Origin of the sequence: Sporosarcina sp. FSL K6-6792 (assembly GCF_038004885.1) — a bacterium.
Lineage (GTDB): Bacteria > Bacillota > Bacilli > Bacillales_A > Planococcaceae > Sporosarcina > Sporosarcina psychrophila.
In genome coordinates this window covers 888,793-900,520 of sequence record NZ_JBBOSA010000001.1, presented here as the reverse complement: position 1 = coordinate 900,520, position 11,728 = coordinate 888,793, and the positions used below count along the sequence as shown (strand labels likewise).

Below are 11,728 nucleotides of genomic sequence, written 5' to 3'. Positions count from 1 at the left end.
GTTAACTCTCTTTTTGGTATTTGTACACGATGACACTATTCAATTTAGAAAATAGGGAGTGATTTATGTATGAACAACAAAACGGGTTTTATGGGTGGCTTGTATGCCATTAGTGAATGGATTATGAAGTTTTCTTTGATTAATCTATTTTGGATACTCTTTAATATACCAATTGTTTTTTTACTTTTAAATCTATTATTTATTGAACAAATAGAAGAATTACCCCTTTTATTGATTCCCTTAATACTATTAATGCCAATTTTATTCTTCCCCGCAACGACCGCAATGTTTGGGATGGTAAGAGGGTGGATTATTAAAGATGAAGATAGTAGTCATCTTTTCAAGACTTATTGGCGGTACTATAAAGAAAATTATAAAAGAAGTGCTTCAAGTGGCCTTATTTTAACAATAGCGTGGATGATTTGGGCGGCAGATGTCTATTATTTTGTTGATAAAAGTAGTATTTTGATGTTTCTTTTTATGATTTTGGGTATTATCTTATTTGTCTTTTCAATCAATCTTTTTTCGGTTACAGTTCATTATCATATGAAGTTGGTTACTGCATTAAAAAATACATTTCTTCTAACGATAGGAAGTCCAGTATTATTTATCGCTGTGGCAATTAGTAGTGGTGTAGTCCTATACATAAGCCTAAACGTTTTCAGATTCTTCCTTCCCTTTTTAACAGGCTCTCTTATTGCCTTTTTATGCTTTTCCGCTTTTTATAGAAATTACCTAAAAATAATTGATAAAAGTAAAAACTGAAATCACCTAAAATTTAATAGAAACTAATAAATCAATTATTTGTATTGCACAATTTGAAATTGGGTGTTAGTCTGAAGATGTAAATCAATGCAACCGGTTTCATGATTGGTCTAGGGGGATAAGTCGATAATTAATGGCTACTAGAATTAAAATGTGCAACCGCTTTCATTGGGGAAAACAAAAAAGGGGAGATTATATTGAGAAAAAAGAAGCGTTTTTGGGGTTTAGTTTCCGTATTTCTAATTTCTAGTCTTGCATTAGTGGGATGCTCAGCTTCGGAAGGCGAAGGAAAAGACAATGCATCTGGGGATCAGGTAACAGTTGATATTTTTCAATTTAAAGTAGAAATTAAAGATCAATTTGAAAATCTTGTAGAAGTATATGAAAAAGAAAATCCTGATGTAAAGATTAATGTTAAAACTGTCGGTGGGGGAAATGATTATGGCGCATCTTTAAAAACGGCATTTTCTTCAGGTGAAGAACCAGATATTTTTAATGTAGGTGGGCCATCTGCTGTTGAAGAGTATAAAGACTATTTAGCAGACGTATCCGATACAGATGCAGCAAAAATAGCCCTTGAAGGTACACTAGACACTGTGCGAAATGGTGATGAAGTTCTGGGATTGCCGTTTAATCAAGAAGGCTATGGCTTAATTTATAATAAAAGAATTTTTAAAGAGGCTGGAATTAATCCAGATGAAATTATTACTTTTGACGATTTAGAGAATGCGGTTGAGTCATTGGACAGCCAAAAGAAGAAACTAGGCATTGACGCTGTATTTGCACTTGCAGCTAAAGAAAAATGGGTAATTGGAAACCATTTAGCAAACATCTTCTTTGCACCAGAATTCAATAATGATGCTATAGAGGCTTTTAATGGTAAGACGATAGCATTTGAAAAAAGTGATGAATTGAAAAGGCATCTTGACCTGGAAAATAAATATTCTGTTCAACCTGTTCTCAGCTTAGATTACTCCCAACAAGTAGAACAATTATTTTCTTTAGAAAAAGTTGCTATCATTCAACAAGGTAACTGGGTTTATAACTCGATTTATGATATGGATCCAGAATTAGCTGAAAATAACATCGGTATTATTCCAGTTCCTGTTGAAGGATTGGAAGGTCATATTCCAGCCGGAGTTCCGATGTATTGGGCTGTAAATAGTAATAGTGATGAAAAAGTAGTTCAAGCAAGTAAAGATTTCTTGAATTGGATGTATACATCTGAGACTGGTAAAAATGCTGTATTAGAAGACTTTAAATTTATTCCTGCGTATAAAGATTATGATTCATCTAAAATAGCAGATCCTCTATCTCAAACAATTTATGAATATGCTTCCAAGGGGAACACTATACAAGGATGGGTGTTCCAGGGGGCTCCAACGGGCTGGAGTGAAAATGTACTTGGAGCGAGCATGCAAAAGTATTTAAGTGGTGGTATCGCTTGGGATGAAATGATTAATGAAGTACAAGTTAAATGGGAAGAAGAACGAAAATGATTTGATCTACAGAAAAATACAGCTAACAAAAATTCATGCAAATTTTTGTTAGCTGTACTACATATTGGGGGTGCAAGTAATGCGTAACCGTGATTTATCATTTTGGTTATTTCTAATGCCAGTGATTTTGAGTTTAGGTATTGTGATTATTATCCCATTTATTTATGGTGTTATTTACTCCTTTACAAATTGGAATGGTATGGTAGTAACTGACTTTGTCGGATTTAAGAATTATATCACTTTATTTAAAGATGCAGAATTCAGAGCAGCGATATGGTTTACGACTAAATTTGCAGTAACTTCCGTCATACTCCTTAACTTTTTAGGACTAGGTCTAGCTTTGCTAGTGACACGGAAAATGAAAACGAGTAGTTTTATGCGAACTGTTTTCTTTATGCCAAACTTAATTGGTGGGCTCATTTTAGGATTCATTTGGCAGTTTGTTTTCATAAGTGTTTTTGGAAGATTAGGAGATTTACTGGGAATTGAGGCCTTAACAGGTTGGTTGTCTACGACCGCAACTGGCTTTTGGGGACTAGTCATTTTAACATCTTGGCAAATGGCTGGGTACATTATGATTATTTATATTGCTTACTTGGAAAACATACCAAAAGATTTGATTGAAGCGGCAGAAATTGATGGAGCATCTAGCTATCAGCGTTTTTGGAAAATCACTTTTCCACTAGTAGCACCTGCATTTACGGTTAGTATGTTTTTAACACTGTCTAGTTCATTTCAGATCTATGACCAAAACCTGTCGTTGACTAATGGCGGACCTTATAACTCCACGCAAATGGTTGCGATGAGTATTGTTAAAGCAGCTTTTACTGAAAATAAAATGGCCTATGCCCAGACGCAAGCCGTTATCTTCTTCCTGATTATAGCCGCTGTTGCCGTAACGCAAGTTTACTTTAATAAAAAAAGAGAGGTGGATTTATAATGAAGCAAAGTAAACGTAATTTATATATTATAGAATTTTTTGGCCTATTGCTTGCTTTATTATGGCTCTCACCTTTTTACTTAATGATTGTTAATGCATTTAAAACAAAGCGGGAAATTTTCACGGATGTACTCGGATTACCTAAAGAATATACGATTGATAACTTTGTGAAGGCTTTTATTGATTTAGACTTTATGAGTGCCCTTTTGAACTCTATACTAATTACTGTTTCAGGTGTAGGAATTATCATTATTTTCTCATCTATGGCGGGATATGCATTGGCACGGAATAAGAGTAAGCTTAGTGGCATTATTTTCTTAGTTTTTGTTGCTGCTATGTTAATTCCATTTCAATCAGTTATGATTCCACTTGTCTCATTATTTGGACAAGCGGATATGTTGAATCGTCCAGGCCTTATCTTTATGTACTTAGGATTTGGTTCTAGTTTATCTATATTTTTATATCATGGTGCAATGACTGGAATATCAAGTTCAATGGATGAGGCTGCCATTATCGATGGAGCGAATAGATTTCAAGTGTTTTGGAAGATCGTATTCCCATTACTTAAGCCTATTTCAGTTACAGTAGGAATATTAAATGTGATTTGGATTTGGAATGATTACTTATTACCATCTCTGATATTATCGGACTCGAGTGCGACAATTCCTATAAAAATGTTCCTATTCTTTGGTCAATACACAAAACAATGGCATTTAGCATTAGCAGGGTTAACAATCGCCGTGATTCCAGTTATTATCGGTTATTTCTTTGCGCAAAAGCAAATTATCGAAGGGGTATCAGAAGGTGCCGTTAAATAAAACTATAAAGGATGAAGGTTATGTCAGTAACGATTAAAGATGTTGCGGCTCAAGCAAATGTAGCCCCATCTACGGTTTCACGTGTAATTTCAGATAGCCCCCTCATTAGTGAGAAAACGAAACGAAAAGTCCAAAAAGTTATGGATGAAATGGGTTACCATTTAAACTATAATGCGCAAATGCTTGCTACACAATCAACGAAGACAATCGGTATTATAATGAAAAACTCTACGTCAGAGTTTATGCATAGCTCCTTTTTCCCAGAAGTTATTCGGGGTATCAGCGCCTTGTGCAGTAAGCATGACTTCAGTATCAGTTTAACTACAGGGGAATCTGAGGACGAAATCTTTACTGATACTGTTAAAATGGTACGCGGAAAAAGAGTGGATGGCATGATCGTTTTATACTCAAAAAAAGATGATAAAGTCGTTCCTTATTTAATAGAATCTGGTATCCCATTCGTCGTCATAGGAAAACCTCTAATTCAATCCAGTAAGATCATGTTTGTAGATAATGACAACGTCCAAGCGGCGAAAGAAGCTACTGATTTTTTACTAAACCTTGGACATAAAAAGATTGCATTTATTGGTGAAGATGATCAGTTTGAAGTAAGTGAAGCCAGGTTAAATGGCTTCATACAAGCGGTAAAAGCGCAGGGGTTGGCTGTATCAGAGGGCTATATCAAAAATATTCAATTCGATCCTCATCATGGGAAACAAGTTATCACTGAATTAATGGGCTTAGCTGAACCGCCTACTGCATTAGTTGTCTCAGATGACTTAAATGCGTTAATTGTGTTGACTGCTTTGAGTGAGAAAAACATTAAAGTACCAGACGATATGAGTATGATTGTTTTTAATAATTCAGTGATATCGAAAGTTGCCAATCCACCATTAACAACTGTGGATACACAAATATTTCAATTAGGGTATGAATCGGCAAACTGTTTAATAGAACTTGTAAAAGATCCACAAATGTTTAGAAAAAGTGTCATCATACCAACTGTTATTGTGGAAAGAAATTCGTGTTCAGCTTTGTAAATAAGAAGAATACGTAATTTTATATATAAATGCAACCGGTTGCTTAAATTCGTGCAACAGACTATTTGAAGGAGGAACTATTCATGAATATCGTCGTATGGAATGAAAATCGTCATGAACAAAAAAATCCAGTTGTCTCGGGTATTTATCCAAAAGGAATACACGGAGCAATTGCAGATTTCTTACAACAGGACGCTCATCATGTAAAAACAGCAACACTCGATGAACCAGAGCATGGTTTAACCCAAGAGGTTTTGAGTGATACAGATGTACTCGTCTGGTGGGGTCATCTTGCGCATGATGAAGTACAAGATGAGGTAGTAGAAAGAGTTAAGAAGCGTGTATTGGAAGGTATGGGCTTAATTGTTTTGCATTCGGCTCATTTTTCTAAAATATTCAAGACGTTGATGGGAACGACTTGTGATCTTAAATGGCGCGAAGCAGATGAGAAAGAACGATTATGGGTTGTTGATCCGAGCCATCCCATTACAGAAGGCATCGGGGAGTATATCGAACTTGAAAAAGAAGAGATGTATGGGGAGCATTTTGAAATCCCAGCACCTGATGAGCTAGTCTTTGTTAGTTGGTTTGAAGGTGGGGAAATATTTAGAAGTGGCGCAACATTTAAGCGTGGCAAAGGGAAGATCTTCTATTTCCGACCAGGACATGAAACATATCCTACATACTACAATAAAGATGTGCAACAGGTGATTCGTAATGCAGCGAAATGGGCTGCCAATTCGAACACACCAACGCCAATCTATGGCAATGCTAAACCGTTAGAGAAAATCACTAATATGTTGAACAAATGAATACTTTTATAACTCAGTGAAGCCCTCTTAAAGGGATAGTCGCAATCCTAAGGCTGGCGGGGAAAATCCTTGGTTTAGGCAGTAGGTAGCCTCTCACGCTGTAGCGGGTGTAATGGGATTCTTAATTTCAACATATATATTCATATAGAATGAAAACAATAAGAGGAGTGAAAAAAGTGTCGAAATTACGAGTTGCTGTTATTGGATGTGGAAGTATTGCTAAAAATAGACATTTAGGAGAATTTAATAGCCATTCCGGAGTAGAAATTGTCGCAGTCTGTGACATTATCGAAGAAAGAGCACAGGAGATTGCACAACAATATGGAGCAAAAGCTTATACTAGCTATGAAAAGTTATTTGAAGTGGAAAAGCCGGATGCAGTGAGTGTTTGTTTACCAAACTATTTACATGCTCCTGTTTCCCTTGCTGCTTTACAAGCGGGCTGTCATGTCTTATGCGAAAAACCGATGGCAACATCGAGAGTTGAAGCCACGGAAATGATTGAAGCTGCAAAAAATAATAATAAAAAATTGATGATCGCGCATAATCAACGCTTTGTAGCATCGCATGCTAAGGCTCGAGATTTAATTGCAAAAGGTGAGGTAGGTAAAATCTATAGCTTCAGAACTGCATTTGGACATGGCGGACCTGAAGGATGGAGTGTTGACGGTAAAGACAGTTGGTTCTTCAATAAAGAGCAAGCCTTTATTGGTGCGATGGGGGATCTTGGCGTACATAAAGCTGATTTGCTTCGCTACTTACTTGGTGAAGAATTTGTCGAAGTAGCTGGTTTTATTGAAACAAGTGCGAAAGAAAATACAGATGTTGATGATAATGCCGTTTGTATTTTGAAATCTGAAAGCGGTGTGATTGGAACACTTGCAGCTAGTTGGGCTTATACGGCAAAAGAAGATAATTCCACGATTATCTATGGTGAACATGCTACATTACGTCTAGAAGATGATCCAAACTATTCGTTAATTGTTCAGTATAAAAATGGTGAAGTCGTTAACTATGAATTAGGTGGAATTCAGTCTAATGCCGAAGGTGGTCAAACAACAACGCACATCATCGAACATTTTGTGGACTCGATTGTGCAAGATACTGAACCACTCATTGATGGTGAGGAAGGTATGAAGTCATTAGAGGTAATTCTGGCGGCTTTAGAATCAATGGAAACAAAACGGTTTACCAAAATTTAACTAACCATTGGAGGTACGATTCATGAAACTAGGCGTATTTGCAGTTTTATTTTCACAAAAGCCATTTGAGGAGATGCTAGACTATGTAAAAGATGCAGGTTTACAAGCAATAGAAATTGGAACGGGTGGAAATCCAGGGGATGCCCATTGTAATGTAGATGAGCTACTTGCAAGTGAGGATAAACGGAAGGCGTATCTTGATAAAATTCAGTCACGTGGATTAACGATTAGTGCGTTCAGCTGTCACGACAATCCAGTTTCTCCAAATAAACAAGTTGCACAAAACGCTCATGACACATTCGTGAAAACGGTTAAACTAGCACAGTTATTAAATGTGCCTGTTGTCAATACATTCTCAGGAACGCCGGGATCACATGAGGGCTCAAAACATTCAAACTGGCCGATATCTCCATGGCCAACAGAGTACTCGGATATTTATAACTGGCAATGGGAACAAAAACTCATTCCATATTGGAAAGAACAAGGGATATTTGCGGAAGATCATGGTGTGAAAATAGGGATTGAGCTTCATGGAGGGTTTTCAGTACATACACCTTATACCCTGTTGAAATTAAGAGAAGCAACTTCACCGGCCATTGGAGCCAATTTGGATCCAAGCCATCTCTGGTGGCAAGGGATCGATCCGGTTGCGGCTATTAAAATTTTAGGGAAAGAAAATGCCATTCATCATTTCCATGCCAAAGATACTTTTATTGACCAGGACAATGTGAACATGCATGGCTTAACAGATATGCAACCCTACGGAGATGTGCAATCACGCGCGTGGACATTTAGATCTGTCGGCTGTGGGCATAGTATCCAAGAATGGTCGGATATGATGAGTGCATTACGCACATATGGCTATGATTATGTTGTGAGTATTGAACATGAAGATCCGTTAATGTCGGTGGATGAAGGGCTTTCACGTGCAGTGATGAATTTGAAATCTGTAATGATTAAAGATCAGCCTACTGATATGTGGTGGGTGTAACAAACGGAAAAAAGTTGCGTTGTATGAGGTAGATTTTCATGCAGCGCAATTTTTTTGACGAGTAAATTAATGCATGTATTCATATAGTAGACCTGTATTGAATGATCAACAACAACTTATAGTCAATCCAAAACGAAAAGAGTGTTATGAATGAGTGTATTGAGAGTTGGAATCATTGGTGCTGGGGGAATTGCAAGTGGTGTACACATCCCTAGTTATTTGAACAGCGGGTATAAGGTGGAAATAGTCGCTATTGCTGATGTTATAGTGGATCGTGCACAACAAGTTGCAGAACAATTTACAATTCCTCATGTCTTTACTTCCTATAAAGAAATGCTTAAGAACGTAGAATTAGATGCGATAAGCGTTTGCGTGCCTAATAAATTTCATGCAGAAGCCACGATTGCTGCGCTTGAGGCAGGTTGTCATGTATTATGTGAAAAACCACCGGCAATGACTGTGGAAGAAGCACAATTGATGGTAAAAGCGGCTAGCGATTCAGGGAAAATTTTAACGTACGGTTTCCATTATCGCTATCGACCTGAAGTAGAAATCGCAAAATCGTTTATTGATGCTGGAGAAATGGGCGATATTTACTCAGCACGCATTCATGCTATCCGTAGGAGAGGTATTCCGGGTTGGGGGGTATTTACGAATAAGGAATTACAAGGCGGTGGTCCGCTAATCGATATTGGCGTTCATATGCTAGATACCGCGCTCTATCTCATGGGCTATCCAGAGCCTGAAGTTGTATTGGGGAAAATCCATCAACAAATTGGCCATAAAAAAGGAGTAGGGCTGTTTGGTGAGTGGGACTTTGAAAACTATACAGTAGAAGATATGGCTATTGGTATGGTGACATTTAAAAATGGAGCTACCTTAACTTTGGAAACTGCTTTTGCTGCAAATGTCGAAAAAGATGAGACGATGCAGGTTTCCTTGATGGGGAATAAAGGGGGAGCCGATATTTTCCCTTTGAAAATTTATCAAGAGAAATACAACACATTAATCGATAGTACTCCTGCTTATCTACCAGAAGTAAATGGACATCAACTTGAAATCAATCAATTTGTAGCGTGCTGTTTGGAAGGCAAGACCCCATTAAGTACGCCAGAACAAGGGTTAATTATTCAAAAGATTGTTAATGCGATTTATGAATCTGCGGAGACTGGGAAAGCGATAGAGTATTAAAAAACTAGGTTAGGAATAATTGACTACGTGGGATTAAACCGTCTCTAAAACTTTAAATTGATATATAGATTGTTTAGACATGAAAAACTAAATTTGGTGCGCTAGGTAATTTGCTAACTACAGCAGCTACCTAGCGCATTTTAGTAGGGGAATTTTGTGAAGGGGAAAATTGCAATATGATATCGAAGTAGTTCAAATATCAAATTACTTAGTAATACATATATTCAAAGTAAGAATCAGCTTCATTTTAATCGAATACACATAAAATTGAATTATTATATTGACTGAAACGTAGAATAATGGTAATATTCAGATTGTAATCGATTACATTGCAAATAGATTTCGAAAGTAGGCTGTTAATATGGCTACCATTCAAGATGTCGCTCGAAAAGCAGGAGTTTCTGTTGCGACAGTTTCAAGGGTGTTGAATAATCAGAATGTCGTAGCTAAGGAAACGACTATTAAAGTAGAAAAAGCAATTAAGGAATTAAATTATGAACCGAGTGTGCTGGGCCGTAACTTGAGGACGTCGGAAAGTAGGCTACTTCTTGTGTTGATCCCTAGTATTGCGAATCCATTCTATACTGAAATAATAAAAGGCATTGAAGATACTGCTATTGAAAAAGACTATAATATTCTTCTTTGTGAAACAGGTTCCAATCCAAAAAGAGAAGCGATTTATATAAATCTAGTAAGAAATCGCTTAGCAGATGGAGTAATTTCTATGGATCCAGCTGTAGATAAGGTTAGGTTGACCGAGCTGGCAAATAAGTATCCAGTTGTTCAATGCAGTGAATATGACAAGGCTGGTACTATTTCCTACGTAACTATTGATAGTGAATTAGCTGCATACCAAGCAGTAAGGTACTTAATACAGATAGGTCATAAGAGAATTGGACTTATCAATTCGGATAATAAATATTTGTATGCTCGTGAACGGTATGAAGGTTATATAAAAGCTCTAAATGAATTTGAAATACCAATTAACACTGATTGGATCTACAATGTTGAAAGTGTGAAATTCCAAGATGGTCAGCAAGCAATGAGGAGCCTATTAGATCAGCCCGATAGGCCAACTGCAATATTTGCTGATTCAGATGTTCTAGCTATCGGCGCTTTAAAGGAAATTAATTCTAGCGGATTAAATGTACCAAAGGATATTGCGTTAGTCGGGTTTGATAATATTGATTTTTCAAATATGACATATCCAACTTTAACTACTATCTCACAACCAATGTATGAAATGGGTAGTGCTTCAGCAAATATGATTATTCAAAAAATTAGTGGTAAAAAAGTTGGGAATATTATTTTAAACCACGAATTTGTCATTCGTGAATCTACTTAATTTCATCCTTTAATAGATTGACACTTCAATCACTATAGTATAAAGTGTTTTTTGTACTTGAAAATGGAAATAATGATAGATTATAGTTATTTTGCTTTTTTTTACAAGAGAAAATTTTCATATAAATGCAATGAAATTGGAGGCCATGACTATGAAATAAAATCATTTATAGAATTAAATGTAAGTTGAAGAACCATTTATTAATACGGTTTTAATTTTAACGAACTAATGTAATCGATTACATTCTTGGCGGTTCAAGAATGTAAGCTTTAACATCATCAAAAGGATTTTCCATGGTACCACCGAAATCCTACCAAAAGGAGAAATGACAAATGCGTAGAATACCAATTGCTCTTCAAATGTTTTCATTACGGGATGAAAGTGAAAAAGATTTTGTCGGGACTTTAAAAAAAGTTGCTGATATGGGGTACGACGGAATAGAGTTTGCTGGTTATCACGGATTAGGTGCAGAAGAATTAAAAAAAGTATTGGATTATCTCGGTTTGAAAGCAGCTTCTAGCCATGTTCCACTAACCACATTAGAGACAGAACTGGAGGAGATAATTTATTATCAGCATATTATAGGTAGTAAAAATATTGTTTGTCCATTTCTTCCACCTGAAAGACGGGGAAAAGAAGACTACTATAATCTAATTCCAATCCTCAACAATGTAGGTGAAAGATGTTTTGATGAAGGTATTAGCTTCTCATACCATAATCATGATTTTGAATTACTTGAATTAGATAATGGGAAAAGACCACTGGAATTAATAATGGAAGAGACAAATCCTAAATGGGTGCAAACAGAATTGGATATTTATTGGCTAACCAAAGCCGGTGAGAATCCAGTCGAGTGGATTGAACGCTATCAAAATAGGACTCCATTAATTCATTTAAAAGACATGACCACTGACGGTGAACAGTTTTTTGCTGAATTAGGCACTGGAGGAGTGGATATTGATGGGGTTTTAGAGCAAGCAAGCAAGTCGAATTTGGAATGGTGGGTTATAGAACAAGATCAAAGTAGACGTACGCCATTGGAAAGCGTCAAAATTAGCATTGATTATTTAAAAACAAAGTTTTCAACTGTTTCTTAAATATTAAACTTAACTAATAGGGGGATTG

At 36.5% G+C, this 11,728-nt stretch carries 11 protein-coding genes; all 11 read left to right on the top strand.

The genetic code is table 11. From position 1 onward, the window contains the following. Positions 1–69: 69 nt before the first annotated feature. The 11 genes from MKZ26_RS04425 (at position 70) to MKZ26_RS04375 (ending at position 11,700) form a co-directional block, all read left to right on the top strand. Positions 70–765: a YesL family protein gene (locus MKZ26_RS04425; protein WP_340764644.1), complete on the top strand. Its 696-nt coding sequence runs from the start codon at positions 70–72 to the stop codon at positions 763–765. A gap of 197 nt (positions 766–962) precedes the next feature. Next, positions 963–2,264: an ABC transporter substrate-binding protein gene (locus tag MKZ26_RS04420; RefSeq protein ID WP_340764643.1), complete on the top strand. Its 1,302-nt coding sequence runs from the start codon at positions 963–965 to the stop codon at positions 2,262–2,264. 79 nt (positions 2,265–2,343) lie between these two features. Continuing rightward, the gene (locus MKZ26_RS04415) at positions 2,344–3,204 is read left to right on the top strand and encodes a carbohydrate ABC transporter permease (protein WP_067208651.1); all 861 of its coding nucleotides are present in this window, start codon (positions 2,344–2,346) and stop codon (positions 3,202–3,204) included. Then, positions 3,204–4,022 carry a carbohydrate ABC transporter permease gene (locus MKZ26_RS04410; RefSeq protein WP_340764642.1) on the top strand — a complete coding sequence of 273 codons (819 nt, stop codon included), beginning with the start codon at positions 3,204–3,206 and terminating at the stop codon, positions 4,020–4,022. Before MKZ26_RS04415 ends, MKZ26_RS04410 begins: the two co-directional genes overlap by 1 nt. 20 nt (positions 4,023–4,042) lie before the next feature. Continuing rightward, positions 4,043–5,062, top strand: coding sequence for a LacI family DNA-binding transcriptional regulator (locus MKZ26_RS04405; protein WP_340764641.1), 1,020 nt, complete (start codon positions 4,043–4,045; stop codon positions 5,060–5,062). Positions 5,063–5,145: 83 nt separating this feature from the next. Then, complete coding sequence (locus MKZ26_RS04400) at positions 5,146–5,874, top strand: ThuA domain-containing protein (protein WP_340764640.1); 729 nt, start codon at positions 5,146–5,148, stop codon at positions 5,872–5,874. 176 nt (positions 5,875–6,050) lie between these two features. Continuing rightward, a complete protein-coding gene (locus MKZ26_RS04395) occupies positions 6,051–7,076 on the top strand; it encodes a Gfo/Idh/MocA family protein (protein WP_340764639.1) in 1,026 nt (341 codons plus the stop codon). 22 nt (positions 7,077–7,098) lie between these two features. Continuing rightward, on the top strand, positions 7,099–8,067 hold the full coding sequence (locus tag MKZ26_RS04390; RefSeq protein ID WP_340764638.1) for a sugar phosphate isomerase/epimerase family protein: 969 nt from the start codon (positions 7,099–7,101) through the stop codon (positions 8,065–8,067). A gap of 150 nt (positions 8,068–8,217) precedes the next feature. Beyond that, positions 8,218–9,258 carry a Gfo/Idh/MocA family protein gene (locus MKZ26_RS04385; RefSeq protein WP_340764637.1) on the top strand — a complete coding sequence of 347 codons (1,041 nt, stop codon included), beginning with the start codon at positions 8,218–8,220 and terminating at the stop codon, positions 9,256–9,258. A gap of 361 nt (positions 9,259–9,619) precedes the next feature. Continuing rightward, the gene (locus MKZ26_RS04380; RefSeq protein WP_340764636.1) at positions 9,620–10,603 is read left to right on the top strand and encodes a LacI family DNA-binding transcriptional regulator; all 984 of its coding nucleotides are present in this window, start codon (positions 9,620–9,622) and stop codon (positions 10,601–10,603) included. A 332-nt stretch (positions 10,604–10,935) separates the two neighbouring features. Then, entirely contained in the window at positions 10,936–11,700 is a 765-nt protein-coding gene (locus MKZ26_RS04375) for a sugar phosphate isomerase/epimerase family protein (RefSeq protein WP_340764635.1), read from the top strand. The last annotated feature ends 28 nt before the right edge of the window (positions 11,701–11,728 follow it).